The sequence below is a fragment of the Halalkalibacter sp. HAAS-P013 genome (genome assembly GCF_056619925.1).
This window is the reverse complement of record NZ_JBWQTU010000001.1, coordinates 132227-148352: the sequence shown is the minus strand read 5'-3', so window position 1 is coordinate 148352 and position 16126 is coordinate 132227. Positions and strand designations below refer to the sequence as shown.

General features: G+C 35.1%; 17 protein-coding genes and 1 pseudogene. 7 read left to right on the top strand and 11 right to left on the bottom strand.

Going from position 1 to position 16126, the window contains the following annotated elements; all coding sequences use genetic code 11:
• Positions 1-105: 105 nt before the first annotated feature.
• Positions 106-948 carry a hypothetical protein gene (locus AC1FXP_RS00805; RefSeq protein WP_480058041.1) on the bottom strand — a complete coding sequence of 281 codons (843 nt, stop codon included), beginning with the start codon at positions 946-948 and terminating at the stop codon, positions 106-108.
• A gap of 186 nt (positions 949-1134) precedes the next feature.
• Complete coding sequence (locus AC1FXP_RS00800) at positions 1135-1566, bottom strand: RDD family protein (RefSeq protein WP_480058040.1); 432 nt, start codon at positions 1564-1566, stop codon at positions 1135-1137.
• Between the two features lie 191 nt (positions 1567-1757).
• Here AC1FXP_RS00800 and AC1FXP_RS00795 point away from each other — a divergent pair, with 191 nt between their 5' ends.
• Complete coding sequence (locus AC1FXP_RS00795) at positions 1758-2075, top strand: hypothetical protein (protein WP_480058039.1); 318 nt, start codon at positions 1758-1760, stop codon at positions 2073-2075.
• 160 nt (positions 2076-2235) lie between these two features.
• On the opposite strand, the gene ablB is transcribed toward AC1FXP_RS00795, so the two are convergent.
• From ablB to cls, 3 genes are all read right to left on the bottom strand, one after another.
• On the bottom strand, positions 2236-3090 hold the full coding sequence (gene ablB / locus AC1FXP_RS00790) for a putative beta-lysine N-acetyltransferase (protein WP_480058876.1): 855 nt from the start codon (positions 3088-3090) through the stop codon (positions 2236-2238).
• 19 nt (positions 3091-3109) lie between these two features.
• Positions 3110-4477, bottom strand: coding sequence for a sigma-54 interaction domain-containing protein (locus AC1FXP_RS00785; protein WP_480058875.1), 1368 nt, complete (start codon positions 4475-4477; stop codon positions 3110-3112).
• 75 nt (positions 4478-4552) lie between these two features.
• Entirely contained in the window at positions 4553-5998 is a 1446-nt protein-coding gene (cls, locus tag AC1FXP_RS00780; protein WP_480058038.1) for a cardiolipin synthase, read from the bottom strand.
• Positions 5999-6164: 166 nt separating this feature from the next.
• Here cls and AC1FXP_RS00775 point away from each other — a divergent pair, with 166 nt between their 5' ends.
• The gene (locus tag AC1FXP_RS00775) at positions 6165-6812 is read left to right on the top strand and encodes a M50 family metallopeptidase (RefSeq protein ID WP_480058037.1); all 648 of its coding nucleotides are present in this window, start codon (positions 6165-6167) and stop codon (positions 6810-6812) included.
• A gap of 63 nt (positions 6813-6875) precedes the next feature.
• On the opposite strand, the gene AC1FXP_RS00770 is transcribed toward AC1FXP_RS00775, so the two are convergent.
• Positions 6876-7448, bottom strand: a complete 573-nt coding sequence (locus tag AC1FXP_RS00770) for a nitroreductase family protein (protein ID WP_480058036.1) — start codon at positions 7446-7448, stop codon at positions 6876-6878.
• 202 nt (positions 7449-7650) lie between these two features.
• Here AC1FXP_RS00770 and AC1FXP_RS00765 point away from each other — a divergent pair, with 202 nt between their 5' ends.
• From AC1FXP_RS00765 to AC1FXP_RS00750, 4 genes are all read left to right on the top strand, one after another.
• Positions 7651-9036, top strand: a complete 1386-nt coding sequence (locus AC1FXP_RS00765) for a hypothetical protein (RefSeq protein ID WP_480058035.1) — start codon at positions 7651-7653, stop codon at positions 9034-9036.
• 26 nt (positions 9037-9062) lie between these two features.
• On the top strand, positions 9063-9758 hold the full coding sequence (locus tag AC1FXP_RS00760) for a hypothetical protein (protein WP_480058034.1): 696 nt from the start codon (positions 9063-9065) through the stop codon (positions 9756-9758).
• Positions 9759-9773: 15 nt separating this feature from the next.
• Entirely contained in the window at positions 9774-10073 is a 300-nt protein-coding gene (locus AC1FXP_RS00755) for a hypothetical protein (protein WP_480058033.1), read from the top strand.
• Positions 10074-10173: 100 nt separating this feature from the next.
• A complete protein-coding gene (locus AC1FXP_RS00750; RefSeq protein WP_480058032.1) occupies positions 10174-10332 on the top strand; it encodes a hypothetical protein in 159 nt (52 codons plus the stop codon).
• 60 nt (positions 10333-10392) lie between these two features.
• Here the strand turns inward: AC1FXP_RS00750 and AC1FXP_RS00745 are convergent, their stop codons facing one another.
• The 3 genes and pseudogenes from AC1FXP_RS00745 to AC1FXP_RS00735 all read right to left on the bottom strand — a co-directional run.
• On the bottom strand, positions 10393-10569 hold the full coding sequence (locus AC1FXP_RS00745; protein ID WP_480058031.1) for a hypothetical protein: 177 nt from the start codon (positions 10567-10569) through the stop codon (positions 10393-10395).
• A gap of 208 nt (positions 10570-10777) precedes the next feature.
• Entirely contained in the window at positions 10778-13360 is a 2583-nt protein-coding gene (locus AC1FXP_RS00740; RefSeq protein ID WP_480058030.1) for a helicase-related protein, read from the bottom strand.
• A 188-nt stretch (positions 13361-13548) separates the two neighbouring features.
• A pseudogene (locus AC1FXP_RS00735) lies at positions 13549-13921 on the bottom strand (PhoU domain-containing protein); the annotation flags it as partial.
• Positions 13922-14032: 111 nt separating this feature from the next.
• On the opposite strand from AC1FXP_RS00735, the gene AC1FXP_RS00730 reads away from it, so the two are divergent.
• Positions 14033-14338, top strand: coding sequence for a DUF3892 domain-containing protein (locus AC1FXP_RS00730; protein ID WP_480058029.1), 306 nt, complete (start codon positions 14033-14035; stop codon positions 14336-14338).
• Between the two features lie 57 nt (positions 14339-14395).
• Here the strand turns inward: AC1FXP_RS00730 and AC1FXP_RS00725 are convergent, their stop codons facing one another.
• Together AC1FXP_RS00725 and AC1FXP_RS00720 are read right to left on the bottom strand one after the other, a co-directional pair.
• On the bottom strand, positions 14396-15049 hold the full coding sequence (locus AC1FXP_RS00725) for a hypothetical protein (RefSeq protein WP_480058028.1): 654 nt from the start codon (positions 15047-15049) through the stop codon (positions 14396-14398).
• Between the two features lie 132 nt (positions 15050-15181).
• Positions 15182-16114 carry an acetamidase/formamidase family protein gene (locus AC1FXP_RS00720; RefSeq protein ID WP_480058027.1) on the bottom strand — a complete coding sequence of 311 codons (933 nt, stop codon included), beginning with the start codon at positions 16112-16114 and terminating at the stop codon, positions 15182-15184.
• Positions 16115-16126 lie beyond the last annotated feature (12 nt).

The following is a 16126-nucleotide window of genomic DNA, read 5'->3' as shown; positions in this document are numbered from 1 at the left end:
TATATAATGACACATGCTTCTTCAAAGACGGACTTATATAAATAGACACTTCCTATTTATAGGAAAGTGCCTACTTTTTATGATAAAAATATAGTAGCCTACATCCTATTCATTGCTATAAGGAAGAGGAAAATAATCAACTAAGCAAACGATATTTTTCGAGTTATGAATCATTACCTCATAGCTACGTATATTTTGACCATCTTTAAATTGCTTATATAAATTATTAAATGCCTCAATATCTTGAATGAATTTACATTTCAGTTGCACTTCTGGAAGAATAGCTTTTGCTTTTGGATTTACATTCACTATCTTCCCTTCTTTATTCAGTACAATATGACCTGTTGTCGATTGTTCCAACATCATTTGATTCATTTTGTCTAAATATCGATTTTCCTCACGTAAGTCTAGCTCACTCTTAATAGAATCAACAACTGTTTCTAATGTGGCTAAAATCATTGGATGGGCATAATCCAAAAATGTCATTATAGAAATCGTACCAACCAATTTATCATTAACATATAAAGGGACACTATAACAGGCTGCCGTATGTAGGAAGTTATGGTAGTGATCCGTTCCTAGAACTTGAATGGGCCTTTCTAGTTCAATAGCAGCAAGAATCGAACTAACGCCAGCTTTGCTTTCCGTAAATTGAACCCCTTTTTGCAATCCCACTTGATGAACGATAGTCTGCTCCAAACTTTCGTCTCCCATATATTCAATAAATGTTCCTCTATCATCAGTCACTGTTACAAATAATGGCGTCCCTTTAGTTTTAGATAGAAATTTATTAATGAAAAGTCTGATGACAGATAAAGTATCCCTGTATTCCTCTTGAATACTCATAAGTTCGTAATCTGTAACCCTTGTAAACAAAGGAATCTTATTTGGGTCTATTCCAGAGTCAAGGCAACGCTTTCTCACCTCAGCTATATATTTATCAACCATTCTGCTCATTCCTTTTGAAATCGTTGTACTAAACTACTAATAGTTAATAATACCACGAAGATTATAGAATAGTAATAATGAAATCTTGTTAAACTAGTACATACAAATGTATATATTACAAAGTTACACATCAATAAGGGGCTATCCGAAAAGTTGTATTTTAACATTTCGGATAGCCCCTATTTCTTACATTTTCTCAGTATCATGAGGAGGATCATATGTTACATATGTTCCTGCAATCATGTCATGAATTGAACGTTTATCATCTCTTAGCCCAACCATAAAAGCACTAACAATAACCGTAATTCCTAATGTAATCGCATAAACAAACCCGCCTACAAGTTCCCTCAAAAGCATTGTGCCAATACCTACTTTTTCACCATCCACTCTGACAATTCGAATACCTAATGCTCTCTTACCTATCGTATAACCGTACCAAAATACTGGCAAGAGCAAGTAGTATAGTAAATTAAACGAATCGATAAAAGAGAAACTATCAGTAAAAAACTGTCTGTAAACAATAAATGAAATAAAACCAAGTGCTACAAATAATATAATCGAATCTAAAATACCTGCACCAAGTCTAACCCAAAAACCAGCTGGATTACTTACATTCATATAACTCCTCCCCTCATTCTTTTATCTAAATATTTTATTCTAGAAATAGCTTGTTCTATTACAGATAATGATTGAATTTCCCTGATTTATTTTTGGGGGTCCTAACTCAACATTAGGTAATTTCAGGATAATGTGTACGTATTTTTTGGTAATACTAATAATTAAACAACTAAAAACAGGGAGTTGAGACAATGCCTCGTAAAACTACTGCAAATAACGAGACAGAAAAGGAAACAGATGAACTATCAGCTATCAAGATAAGATACGAAGATGAAATAAAGAATCTTAATCGGTGGCTAGTTGCTGTATTGAATTATCTGTCTGATGATGAAGTCGAGGAAATTGACATTGAATATCTTTTAAGTAACACAGAAGGATTACGTGAATGGTGGGATCAATACCGCGAAAACAACAGGAAACTAATTGAAGAAGAAATAAAGAAATCGTTAGGAGCGTTGTCTTTAGAAGAGCTTGAAAGTATTCGAGAAAAGATCAAAGCTAATGAATAGTGAGTATCAGTTTTTTGCAGAGCGAAATATTAACTACACTATATCAAATCATAAAAAAACACCCAAACATGAGAGGGCACCGAAAATGTGATCCATTCTCCTTTTTAAGTGCCCTCAATATGAGGTGTTTCTTCAAGAAAAAATAATCTTTCTACTTCTCTTAAGTTTCCATAGATAAATCTTTGACCCATACATTCATATCTTCTAACTTATCATAAATATAGCAATTCTTTATTAGTCTACCTGTATAGTGATAGCCAAGCTGGTAAAATGCTGAGTTCATACCAAAAGATAAGGATCGAGCAATGGAGAATGCACAAAATATTTGTTCCTTCTTTAATTCAGCTTCCAGCTCACTTAATAATGTCTTCATCAATCCGTACTTACGATGTTCAGGCAAAGTCGCGCAATCAGTAAGTTCTGCATTGTTATACGTATAGTTGACATCAGCTGAGGCCGCACTCACTATTTCATCGTTATATTCAACAAGATAAAAAATTGAACCAGCTTTCATGACTTTATTCACATATTCAGGTTCATTCATGGGAGTTGGATACACTTTAAAAACTTTTCGATAAAGCATGGCGAGTTTGTCTATATCCTTTTTAGTTGCTCTTCTATAGATATAATAGTCAGGTGCTTCTTTTGTTTCAGATTCCCTTCCTTTCTTATAAACATCCGCTAGAATTTCATCTTCTTTTATCCAGTCTTCACTCGTTCTACGTTCATTTGTTTTAAAGAAAGCCATCGTATATTGGTCTGTCCCATTGTTATAACCTTTGAAAATAGCTTCTAATTCATATCCATACTCTAACAATTCTTTCCAATGTTCAGGTTTCGAATGGAAAATTACTTTCGTAAATTTGCTTTCCTTGAGCAATTCTCTTATTTCACACACAATAGCTTTAACATTACCTCTATAATCATCGACTCTAAGTCGCTCATTAAAATGATCTAAGAATAAATCCACTGTATATTGAGCCGTTTTCAACTTTTTGTTTTCAGGTAGCTTCACATCCATTCCCCTTCCTACTTCAATGTTTCAAAGAGATGCCGTGTTTTTTCATTTTATATTGTAAAGTTTGTCTAGGGATATCTAATCGATTGGCTGCTTGTAAGATGTTTTGATTGGATTCTTTTAATGCTTGGTGAATCATAGAAATCTCTGTTTGTTCTAATGTTTGGCGAAGAGATAAAGAAGTTGTTTGTTCCCTTACACTTTCTTGTTCTTGAAGATAAATAGGTAGATGTTCCACAGTAATGGTGTCTTCATCTACCAGATTCATTGCATATTCAATCGTATGCTCAAGTTCTCGAACATTCCCAGGCCAATCATGACTTTCAAGCTTTTGCAATACTCTTTCGTCAATCGAAACAATCAATTTATTAAATGAATAATTATATTTCTTTACGAAATGCTCGACTAACAATTGAATGTCGTGCTTTCGCTTTCTTAACGGAGGAATTTCAAGAAAGAAAACATTTAAACGATAATAAAGGTCAGAGCGTAGTAGTTTTTTCTCAATACACGCTAAAGGATGTTCATTCATAGCAACAATCATCCTTACATCAACTAAATAAGAATCGATACCACCAACCCTCCGAATGACTCCATCTTCAATTACACGTAAAAGCTTTGTTTGAAAATCGAGTGACATCGTGTTGATTTCATCTAAAAATAACGTCCCTTTATGAGCAAGTTCAAATAAACCAATTCGGTCAACCGAGCCTGTAAAGCTCCCTTTTTTCGTTCCAAATAACGTACTTTCAAGTAATGAAGCAGGCAATGCTGCACAGTTTTGAGCAATAAAAGGCTCTCTTTTTCTCATCGATGCATTGTGAATCGATTGAGTAAGTAATTCTTTCCCTGTCCCAGTTTCGCCATAAACCAAAACTGGAGAAGACGTCTTAGCTGCTTTTTGAGCGAGTTTCTTTACCCGATTCATTTCAGGGTCTCTCGTAATAATGTCATCAAAACTATACTTTGCACCCATAATGGGAACCGGCTTTGATTTTTTGTTGTTCACTTTCTCTTGAAGATCTATTAATGTTTGTGAGAGCTTTTTTACTGTCGTTAAATCCTTTGCGATTTCAACTGCCCCAATAATCTTATCGCCGACTTTAATCGGTAACGTAGTATTCACTGTATCAATAAGCTGCCCTTTTATGTTTGTGTATGTTTGAGTTTGCTGAAAGATCGGTTTCCCATTTTCGATTACTTTTAGCAACGTGCTTGATTGTTTATTTAGAGATGGAAACACATCTAAAATATGTTTCCCAAGGACATCCTCTATACTAGATCCGTCATTAGTTGCGGCAACTTGATTGTAATAAATCGTAATTCCCTCTGAGTTCACGGCATGTATCGCTTCATCAATGCTACCTAATATTGCCTCAAGCATTTGCTTTGTTTCAAAAGGTTTTAAAAACAAAAAAGAACACCTCCACCACTCAAACATGTTCCATATCCAAATGAATTAAAGAATAGGAGAAAGCAATCTAGAAACAGATTCTTTAAAGCGAATCTTTAACGAACGCTGTTCATACTGCTCAAGTGTCAACTCTCTTGAATGTTCCATATCTTTATAAAAAATATCCGTTAAGCCAACGACTTCTTCGGAAGAGTATAGAAATGCGTTAACCTCAAAATTTAAACGAAAACTCCTTACATCTATATTGGCCGTCCCAACAGATCCAATTTCCCCGTCAGAAACAATCGTCTTACAATGAAGAAAACCATTTTCATATATATATACTTTTGCACCGATTTTCAAAAGCTCTCCTATATTGGAATACGTTGCCCAGTAAACGAATGGGTGATCTGGCTTATTTGGGATCATAATACGTACATCTAATCCAGAAAAGCAAGCAATTTTTATGGCGTCTAGAAGACTCTCGTCTGGTATGAAGTACGGTGATTGAATGTAAACATATTCTTTGGCGGACAAAATCATCTTAATATATGCTTTTTTTATTTGTTCAAGTTGAGAATCTGGTCCACTTGATACAATTTGTATTCCGCATTGGCCATATTCCTTCTCAAAAGAAAGGCGGTAATCTTTAATTAATAACTCTTTTCTTGCCGCTTGATTCCAATCTTGAATAAAACGTGTTTGAATGTTATTCACAGCTTCACCAACTATACGCAAGTGGGTATCACGCCAATATCCAAACTTCTCATTTAATCCTAGATATTCATCTCCGACATTAAATCCCCCAATATACCCTACTTTCCCATCAATAATTACTAGTTTTCGATGGTTTCTAAAGTTAATCGTTAAATTGATAAAAGGAATCTTTGGGGGAAAGAATGATTCCACCTCTCCACCGGCAGATTTAATCTTTTGTACAAATGTTTTACTTAATTTACGTGAACCTAAGTCATCATACAACAATCGGACTTTAATACCTTCACTTGCTTTTTTAGCTAAAGCATCAGCTAACTTATTTCCAAGTTCATCATCACGAATAATATAATATAAAATATGTATATGCTGCTTTGCTTGTTCAATATCAGCTAATAAAGAGTGAAACTTTTCTTTCCCATCAATAAATACGTCTAATTTATTATTTTGAGTTAAAAGAGATGCGTTATGAGCCAAATTCATAATGATGAAATCTTTATATTTCTCTATTGTATCGTCTCTAATTTCTACTCTGTTTTCTCGAAACGACGTTAACTGTGTAGCAACAAGTTTTTTTAAAATATGATAGCTTTTTTCGTCCCATCTAAATAACTTTGATTTACTTAAATTCCGACCGAAAATAATGTATAAAAAGAAACCAGCTAACGGAAGTAGGGTTAAAACTAACACCCACATCCAAATAGAACTGACATTGCGTCGTTCTAAAAATATAATCATAATCGCCAAAGCAATATTTAATATGAAGATGAACGGGACGATTATTGAAATATAATTCATTAATGGCCTCCACTTTTTTAGAATAAATTGTATTACCAATAGAATAACACGTTTCATCATTTTGTCTAATTTTTCTAGAAGAGCCCTCCATTATACTAACTGCTGTTATCCATTTATTTAAAAAAGTGACTTTATGGCTATGATTTAGAGATAAGGAGGGATTTATGTGAATCATTTATATTTCTATATTCTTGCTGCTGTCATCATTACATTTATCCCGTTTCTTAAGTCACTTTTCGGCACTGTTCACACCTTAATTCACGAAAGTGGTCATGCAATCGCATCCCTTTTAACAAGTGGGAAAGTTTATTCAACTTCTTTATACCGAACAACAGAGGGCGTCGCCTATACAGCGTCAAGATCCTGGCTTAGTTCAGTTATCGTTACTTATGCTGGATATACATTCGCATCAGTTGTCACTGTTTTAAGCTTCTACCTTATAGCTGAGGGACACGTTTCACTTTTATTTTATTTATTTTTGGGGTTAGCTATAATAAATTTGCTACTTTGGGTTCGTAACTTTTATGGGATCATTTGGCTCCTATTCTTTATTGGAAGTTGTTTTTTATTAATATACTTTCAGCTACGTTTAGTCATGGAGATAGTCGTTTACTTTCTTTCGAGCTTCATTTTAGTTCACTCTATTCTAGCATCAATAACTATTTTTCTTTTAAGCATGTCCAATAAACAAAACGCGGGAGATGCCTATGGTCTACAAAAGCTAACATATATCCCTGCATTTGTTTGGGGCTTTCTCTTTTTCTTTCAATCGATAAGTAGTGCGTATAATATCTTTCGTTTTCTTATTCCCTAAATTTGTCACCCTTTGTAGAAAGGATGTACTTATCCATTTCTACAAAGGATGCTGTTATGTCGATTAAGATTCAAGCCAAGTTGTAACTTCTTTGTATGGAGTTTTCTTAACTTTAGGAGGTTTCATATTTGAATAACCGAGATAAATAAACGCTAACATTTCACCTTCTTTAGACATTCCAAAAAATTCATTGACTTTCTTATCGTAACATATTGTACCCGTGCGCCAAATTGCTCCCAAGCCTAACCCATGGGCAGCAAGCAGCATATTTTGAATGGCACTACTGACAGCTGCATACTCCTCTTTAACAATCACATTCTTTTTCTTACTTGGTTCAACTCCAACCGCAATGATCACTGGAGCTCGTAATGGGTTGGTTTGACTTCTTTTTAATTTTTTTTGACTTTCCTCTGTTGTTGGATCCTCAAGACTTGCTTTTGTAATTTCCTCAAACACATTACCTAATCGGGTTCTCGCGTTTCCAGTTAAGACAAAGAACCTCCATGGTTCTGTGCGAAAATGATTAGGGGCATGCGTACCGGCATGGAGGATCTGTTCAATTAATTCTTTAGGAACAGGAACCTCCTTCACAAGCCCGATGGTCCTTCTCGTTAATATTGCCTCCATAATGTCCATAACAAACACCCTTTCTATAGGTAAGGATGAAAAATGTTTTATCTCATCTTTATCAAGCTATCAGCTATTTTATTACGGTAAATCTTCACTTTTTACACAACACTTTAATAATCTGACTTACTTTTTCCTTTACGCAATCGCTCACTCACTTTAAAATAAAGTGAATGGAGAAATAGCATTTGAATTCAACAGGAAAAAGGAGATGGCTGTTACGCATTTTCATTTGTTCACACGCGTTTTAGGAGTCCTTTGTTATGTAACTTCGATCCTTTACCTAATTGATTCATTCTATCCAAGTTCCATTTTAAAGGTTACTTATAGTGCTTTTTCAGCTATTTTGCTTATTTGTGCACTCTTTTTCTTAACAACAATAAATCGAGTAATTGTCTTGCTCTTACTCGCTGCTGGAACCGTATGTTTAATTATTGAAAACAGTGGTTTCACTGTAGCTCTTCTTGGGTTCGGTGAAAATGTTAATTTACTTACTTTGTTTTTGCTAATCCCTTTAATTGGGACATTTATGTCAACAGCTGGTTATTTATCCGCTTTAAAAGAAAAGGTACAAGAACGACAAAAAGAAGCCGGACAACATCCATATCGCCTTAGTTTTATCTTAACTGCTACAATGAGTGTCTTGTTAAACTTCGGTTCAATGGCCATTGTGAAGAGGATTGCAGATGAAAGTTTCTCAAGCTACCGAAATCAAGCATTAACGTTAACCATTATGCGTGGATTTGCTACGTCGATGCTATGGTCTCCTTACTTTGTTAATGTTGGTCTTGTCCTTGTTTTGTTTGATGTTGCTTGGTTTGACATTGGTGGTTACGGCTTAATTCTTGCGTGTATATACATTGTTTTTTGTATGATTATGTTTAAGAGAATATCATTTCAAGATGATCCCCTCATTGAAAAAGTGGACCAAACACCGAACGATCATTCGAATCAATCCTCCATAGGTGGATTCGTCACTTTCTGTGGGGTTCTAATAATCTTATCTTTTTTATTAGATTTCTTACTACATGTCCAAATGCTAACAGTCGTATCATTACTAGCAATTGTTTTGCCGGTCTGTTTTGCTATCATGACTAACAACTTAAAAACATTTATTCAAGATGTTTCCGAACAGGTTCAAACAGCTTTCATCAAGTTAAAAAATGAACTGGCTGTATTTATTAGTGCAGGTTTTCTCGGAATGGCTATGTCACTTACAGATATCGGAAACTTTTTATCGAAGGTGCTGTTCCAAGCTTCATTTGGATCTGTCTTTTTCATTAGTTTATTATTGGTCATATTAGCTACTCTTCTTGCACAAATAGGAATTCATCCTGTTATTATCGTTATCGGAATTGGGAGTGCTCTATCACCTGATCAATTTGGTGTGAGTCCAGAATACCTAGCATTAGTCTTATTAATTGCTTGGACTGTTTCAACTCAATTATCACCTTTTTCTGGTCAAGTGCTCATGGCTGCAAAACTCATGGATAAGCCGACAAGTGTTATTGTAAAACAAAATTTGCTTTTTGTTTGTATGATAGGATTATCGTTAACAGCAGTTCTGTATAGTTTTTATGTTGTTGGATGGTTGTAGACAAGAGAAATTGGAAGGAATGTATTATGGAGAGTAAGACACACAAACACCTTAAGATACAATCGTTATATTGGTTAAAAGATAAAGTGACGGACCTGTGTGCAAACGAAGTAAAGCTTTTTGTACATAGGAAGCGTTTTAAAGCAGATGCTTTAGGAATTAATTTAAAAAGGAAAGAAGCTCGCATTATTGAAGTGAAAGCTACTCGTTCTGACTTCCTTCGCGATGAAGTCTTGCATTCAGACTATGGGTATCATCAAATAGCCGATTATGCCTATTTGATGACACCGGTAGGCTTACTAACAATCGATGAAATCCCTAAAGGATATGGGTTATTAGAAATGGATGAGTATGATAATATTACAGTTAAGAAAAACCCAGTTAGAAACCCCAAACCATTGCTAACTCTTGAAACATTAATTAAACGAACAGCTCGAGCTGCAACAAATGCTGTGTTGTTTCAAGAATTATCCAAGGAAACAAAAGATAAAACGGACGGGGCCTTTTCACGAGGTGCAACTGTACATTTAATTAGTGCTACATGCCCTGCATGCAAAAAACGTAAAAAGTACTTAATTCAGATGAATCAAGATGATGTAGCCTGCCAGGGTCGCGGTTGCAAAGCCGTAATTCCCCTTTCGAAGGCAAGAACTCATATCATTACATCTTATAACAAAAACTTCTATAAACAATTAAACTCACTAATGAATGAAACAGATTAAAGGAGCAAAGTAACAATGAAACATAAAGAAGTCGAAGAACGAATCATTGGCAACTTCCAACGTGATGAGCACATGATGATCCTTGTTTTTGCACAGTGGTGTATCAATCATGATTTAGATCCTGCTGCTATTTATGGAATAGCTTATCCTAACCAGACTGCGAATCCCGCACTACAACAAGCAATTGAATTAACCGTTCCAAAAGACGAATCAGAGGAGATCGCTGATGATACGTTACTTGGCGTACTTTCACTCTTTGGAAATGAAGATCTTGCTTTTGTAGTAACTCAAGAAATTGAAAAACGTAAACAATAGGACAATAAAGCAGGACGATTAACGTTCTGCTTTTTCAATTATTAGTCTTATCTCCACTACCGACACATATTATAGGAGACATAATAAGTGGAGGTGTGACATGATTCCAGCCATTTTAATAAAAATAGCTTTAATTATTATTGTAATTAGGTCTGGTTACGTTGCATTGAATATGCTTAGTAAATCCTTTGGAAGGAATACGTTAGATCTTTTATATCATTTATCGATTTTTGTGATCGCATTATCGTTTTTAATATGAGCGCATTAATAAGACGAATTCTAAATACGATCTTCTGAATTCGTCCTATTTCTTGATCGGTCAATCTGACCTTGCTTGTCTATTCACGTAGGCTAATAATCCAACATAAAGAACATTTGCTACCACTGTGAACAGAAGGATCTCCATTATATAATCCCTACCAGTAAATAAACTTCCAATTAAAAGTCCGTTGACAAAGAAAAAACCGATTAATATTAATACTTTCTCCTTACTCATATAATCACTCCTACAAATATAGCGCTAATTTCATTTTACAAATTTTTGAAGATAATTCAAAATTCGTGCGAAGACTGTTTATAAAAATAGAACAGACACCAAAATTATCAAAAACACTAGAAAATTTAAATAAACATGGATACCTTGAAGTGGAGTGATAACTCTATGCAATATACTTCGCATGTTAAAACGAGGTATATTGCATTCTTTATCTATAATACTTACGGTTCCGGTAGCCTCCTCTCTCCCTTTGTCGATATCGTGATTTGTGGCAGTCATCACACATTGTAAATTCATGCTCCCATGACATGTTTTTACCGCAGTATTTACATTTTTTTGATAAATTCCTTACATCATTTTTTAGGACTTCATGGACTCCATCACTTATTTCCTCACGTACACGCTCCCAATACATTGCTTCTGTTCTTCTCTCCAATCGATATAAAAACAAAAGATGCAAACCGATCGATTTGTAAGAAAGCTCAAGTTCTTCGAGCGACCCTTTCACAATTTGAGGCTCAGGTAAATCATCCCCCCTCACAATAGCAATCATTTTCTCTTGCCATTGCTCGGTTAGGCCTGGCTCTTTTGATGAAAAGGGCAAATGTAAAAATCCATATAAGTCCATCATTGAGAGACGTGCTTCAATTTCAGTACCACTTATTGTTTCATATAAATCCCGTTCTTCTGATAGGCTTGCTTTTTTCGTCCCTTTAGGACTTTCAAATTTCTCCCAAAGCTCAAAGAAAGTCCCTAGATCACGATAATACTTTTGAAATCGTTCAAACACAGCATTTGTAGGTGCAATCGCAAATGACTGAATCGATTCATCTTCTTGTTGTAAAAGGTGCTTCATGATTTTGATCTCACTTGTAAAGGCGACTTTTCCAACATCGTAGATCCCTTTTCGACCTGCCCGTCCTGCTATTTGTTTAATTTCCTGTGAAGTAAGTCTTCTTCTTCTAGTTCCATCAAACTTTTCATTTTCTAAAAACACAATTCTACGTATCGGCAAATTCAAGCCCATGCCAATTGCGTCTGTCGAAACAATGACTGTCGTCTCGCCATCAATAAATCGTTGCATTTGTTTTTTTCTAGTTTCAGGTGGCATACTCCCGTATATCATACTGACAGAGTGCCCATTCTTTTGTAGCTGTGAAGCTGTTTCAAGAACTCCTCTTCTTGAGAAACAAACTAATGCATCACCTTTTTTCGTGTGGCTCATTTTAAATTCTTTTCTTTCAACTTTAAGTGGAATATCTCTCGTATAGTCATGGATTTCTACTTCTTCAGAATCCCCTAATAACTCAAGCACCATTGATTCTGCGTTTCGACTCCCAATAATATGAACTTCATTTGCGTTTGCTTTCGTTACTGCTTTATACCAAGAAAAACCACGGTCTTTATCTGCTATCATTTGCGTTTCATCAATAACAATCACATCATAGAACTCTTTTTCATGAAACATTTCAACCGTACAAGAATTATGAGCTGCTCCTTCTACAGTTTTTTCTTCTTCCCCTGTTTTTAATGTACAAGGTATTCCTTCTGCATTTAATTTGTCATAAACCTCTAAAGCAAGTAACCGAAGTGGAGCCAAATATAAACCACTTGAAGCTTCTTTCATCCGTTCCAACGCATGATGAGTTTTACCAGTGTTGGTCTCACCAATATGCAAGACATAACGAATATTTCTCCCCGCTGATGGTCTGTATTCACGCCCGAAGATATCGTCAAGGATTCTTGCTTCCTCTTCTTGCTTTCTTTTTGCCTCCGCCTCTTCTTCGGCTTTCTTTCGTTCTCTTTCAATCAAGTCATTATGATAAATCTTTTTGTGTTCATCCACATCAAACGGAACATCTGCAAGACTTAATAGATCATCAAGCAACTCTGATTGTATATTTGAAAAAAAGCGTTTCTCCCAATAAGGAAGATATGGTTTAACGATCACACTTACTCTTATATCCGTTAAGGGTTGATTATAAATTTCCTTATACTGTACATAGTTTTCAGATGAAAGACGTTCTAATACTAGCTTGCTTACATACAACCTTAATTTTTCATAGATAAAACGCTGATATGCGAATAAATATCTTTCATATTCCCAGTAATACGCTTTTTGTACAGCTCCAGTTAATTCATCAAAGAACTTTGAAACAGTAAAATAGTCTTTTGGAGAAAACGGTCCAATTTCTTCTAATTCTTCTTCAATCTTAAATGTCTCAACTTTTCGATACTTTGACTTCGTATTAAAATCAGACGCCAATTGCTGGCTTACACGGTGACGTATATAAAGATACAAGAGTTCTTGATCTTGTTCCATTATTTCTTGTAAAACAGCTTCAATATTTGATTCAACCATCTTACGCTTTTCCGCTAAACGTTCTTCTTCTTTTCGCTTAGCGTAATTAATTTTGGCTTTATCAAATAGTTCATTCCATTCTAGATCTTTGCCAGAAAACCTCTCTTTCAACCATCCGATCACATTAAATGGCCGGTAGTCCCTCATTTCATTACGGAATAGGCGATTAATGATTTTTTTATCTATTCCGTCTACTTCATAATTCCTTTCTGTTAAAAAAGCTTTCTTTTCTCTTTTTGACACATCATTTGTAATTTTATTTAGCCATACATTAACCCAAATTTGCTCTACATAGTTATGGCGATCAGCTATGTACTGCTCATAAGTCGGTATGGATTCTTTTTCTTCTAAATAACGTTCTATATCTTCCATTATTTTTCTTTTTGTATGCTCAACTGCTTGTGGATAGACGGTAGTTAATTTGTTCATTTTGTACTCCTTCAGAAGGTGTGACATGACAGAGTCAGAACTGCCTGACAAGAAAAGTACTTGTTACTATTATTTTATGCTGTAATGTCCATTGTAATCAAATCAAAACCTTTACATATTTTGTATCGGTATCTCTGCTGTGTATTTCATAATAAAAAACGACTAGATAAATTCTAGCCGTTTTACTTTTACTCTTCTCCAATTACCACTTCAGCAATATTTACAGCATGATCTCCTACTCGCTCTAAATTACTTACAATATCAACGTAAATAATTCCTGCTGACCCTGTACAACGATTTCATTTTAAACGAGTAATGTACCAATTCCATAATATTTTCCATATAGTCACCAATTCGTTCAATATCCCTTACTGTATCCATTAACGTAGAATGCAGCTTGGAGTCTTCAACTGTGAAGGAGTGTGAAGATAGTTGAATTAAATAATCTGTAATTTTTCGATCTAAATTATTAATCGCATCCTCAAATTGAGGCACTAGTTCACCATGTTTCTTTTCATGGATCTTCATATACTTTCCAACTTCTTCTAGACCCTTTTCCGCTGTCCACGTTTAATTGATTACTCTTGTATTTTTAGACAATTACGCTTTTAGTATTCAAACTTTAAAAATACATAAACTATGTGAAATGTATGATAAAGGAGGTAAATTTTAATGACAACAAATGATCATTATGAAGAAGTATATAATCAATACCGAAATGAGGCTCAAGAAGAGATGGCTATGACAACAAGTAGTTCTCAAGAAGCCATTGTTGCAGTTCGAAAAAATGATGATGGTGACTTAATTGCATTTAAAACTAGTAGCGGTCGTGAGCTCGACTACATTTCCGCCTTAACTGAAGCGAAACAAGGAAACCTAGCTCATGTAGATGTGTTTCATAAGTATGGACGTGATATTTTACGAAGTGAACCCGATGGGATAAAAGCCAATAACCTTGATAATTTACCAGAATTCTAATGATAATATCTTTACAAACCGAAAAGGCCTCTCCAATGTACGGAGGGCCTTTTACCTTTAATATCCCGTATCTAAACTTTGTATTGAATCCATATGACTGGCGATCATTGCAATAATCGTACTAGCTTCATCCTTACTGAAGATGAAGTTAAATTCATCTTTAATTAACTCATCATCCTCTGTTTTCACACGGTTCATTCTTTGGAGGATTCCATCTCCTGTTTCTTGGATAACACCGAATTTATAAGTGATTTCAACATCTTCATTCTCATCAATATAGGCAGTCACCTCTGGTGTTTCCCAATCAACTTCTAACGTCTCATATTCATCTTCATCACTGTCGATGTGATCCTCATCCTGATCATCATACTCGTATTCATATGCTAAAACATAGTCCTCATCCTCCATAAATTCATGGAAACTTTCATGAACAACGTCGATAATATCATCAATATCTTCGAGTATCGTTCGTGAACTTAGGTCGAGATCTAAGTCAAATGACTCAATATAGAACTCATTATTAAATGGATCAAAAAAGAGCGTGCAAAAATATTCACGTTCGTTTTCCTCAGATTCAACAAAAAATTCAATTCGAGGGTGTTTAGCTCCTTTATCAATAGACATATGACCAATTTGATCATACTGTTCACAAATTGATTCTAGATCGTCTTGCAGCTCTGCAGATACTCTATCAAACCAATCTAATGTCATGAACGATCACCTCTTTAATAGTATTAGCCTTTTTGCATAAATTTTTTCCTGCTAATCCTATTTTGAACCAAAGCTGTGATTTTCAATCCAAAATGCATTCTTTTCTTCAATTTTTCATGATGTTAGAATGGATTAACGTAATACACCATGTGGCAATATTGCATGGACCCCTTTAACTTGATTTACGATTTGTGTAATTCGTAGATCAACTACCACACTGGCTAATGCGGTTGCTTCTGATTTACTAACTTTGTATTGTTGTTGAATAAGAGAAATCATTCCATCTAATGCTATTATTGTCGCTTTATTTAAATCTTCATCGAATCCATAAGTAATCCAACCTGAAGGTGTGTTGGCATACGGCATATGGGAATATATGCCTTCCCTTACGTAAAACGTTAAATCAACGAGTTCCATCGGGCATTCAATTGCCTGTCCTGATACCTCACCATCGCCTTGTGCTGCATGGCCGTCTCCGACTGAGAACAACGCACCATCGACTGATATCGGTAAATATAACGTACTTCCCTTGACAAGCTCCTTACAATCGATATTACCTCCACAGTAACGAGGGGGAATCGTTGAATGAACACCCGGTTCACTTGGTGCTGTCGCCATTACGCCCATAAAGGGCTGAATTGGAACGGTGAATTCTCTATTATTCCTTTTCCCTATTGCAATGCGTTTTTCTTTGTCAATTGTCCAATCAAATCTAATTTGTTCTAAATATGATAATCCTAACTGATCATTCTGCCAATTTGATTTACCTGCAGCACAGTTCCACCCATACCAACTAGGAATAATCTCATTAATTTCAACTTCAAGAGTCATTCCAGCTCTGGCTTCACTAATTTCTATAGGTCCGACAACTGGATGTCCCCACATCCGTTCATGTTCCCTTGAAGTATATTCCGTTCTCCTTCCATTTCTTTCGGTAAATCCCCATCCAATATCAACCGTTGAATATTGGACTGAGTCACCTGGTTGAATAGTTAGGATTGGATGATAATCTTTACTAAAAGAACCGTGCAAAGTAAAATTACTTGCATCAATAATATGTTTCATATTTGGAAGCCT

What these genes read in the sequence shown, in the direction of transcription:
- AC1FXP_RS00805 (WP_480058041.1), bottom strand. Translation starts at nt 948, where the DNA reads ATGGTTGATAAATATATAGCTGAGGTGAGAAAGCGTTGCCTTGACTCT.
- AC1FXP_RS00800 (WP_480058040.1), bottom strand. Translation starts at nt 1,566, where the DNA reads ATGAATGTAAGTAATCCAGCTGGTTTTTGGGTTAGACTTGGTGCAGGT.
- AC1FXP_RS00795 (WP_480058039.1), top strand. Translation starts at nt 1,758, where the DNA reads ATGCCTCGTAAAACTACTGCAAATAACGAGACAGAAAAGGAAACAGAT.
- AC1FXP_RS00785 (WP_480058875.1), bottom strand. Translation starts at nt 4,477, where the DNA reads ATGCTTGAGGCAATATTAGGTAGCATTGATGAAGCGATACATGCCGTG.
- cls (WP_480058038.1), bottom strand. Translation starts at nt 5,998, where the DNA reads ATGAATTATATTTCAATAATCGTCCCGTTCATCTTCATATTAAATATT.
- AC1FXP_RS00770 (WP_480058036.1), bottom strand. Translation starts at nt 7,448, where the DNA reads ATGGACATTATGGAGGCAATATTAACGAGAAGGACCATCGGGCTTGTG.
- AC1FXP_RS00765 (WP_480058035.1), top strand. Translation starts at nt 7,651, where the DNA reads ATGGCTGTTACGCATTTTCATTTGTTCACACGCGTTTTAGGAGTCCTT.
- AC1FXP_RS00760 (WP_480058034.1), top strand. Translation starts at nt 9,063, where the DNA reads ATGGAGAGTAAGACACACAAACACCTTAAGATACAATCGTTATATTGG.
- AC1FXP_RS00755 (WP_480058033.1), top strand. Translation starts at nt 9,774, where the DNA reads ATGAAACATAAAGAAGTCGAAGAACGAATCATTGGCAACTTCCAACGT.
- AC1FXP_RS00750 (WP_480058032.1), top strand. Translation starts at nt 10,174, where the DNA reads ATGATTCCAGCCATTTTAATAAAAATAGCTTTAATTATTATTGTAATT.
- AC1FXP_RS00745 (WP_480058031.1), bottom strand. Translation starts at nt 10,569, where the DNA reads ATGAGTAAGGAGAAAGTATTAATATTAATCGGTTTTTTCTTTGTCAAC.
- AC1FXP_RS00740 (WP_480058030.1), bottom strand. Translation starts at nt 13,360, where the DNA reads ATGAACAAATTAACTACCGTCTATCCACAAGCAGTTGAGCATACAAAA.
- AC1FXP_RS00730 (WP_480058029.1), top strand. Translation starts at nt 14,033, where the DNA reads ATGACAACAAATGATCATTATGAAGAAGTATATAATCAATACCGAAAT.
- AC1FXP_RS00725 (WP_480058028.1), bottom strand. Translation starts at nt 15,049, where the DNA reads ATGACATTAGATTGGTTTGATAGAGTATCTGCAGAGCTGCAAGACGAT.
- AC1FXP_RS00720 (WP_480058027.1), bottom strand. Translation starts at nt 16,114, where the DNA reads ATGAAACATATTATTGATGCAAGTAATTTTACTTTGCACGGTTCTTTT.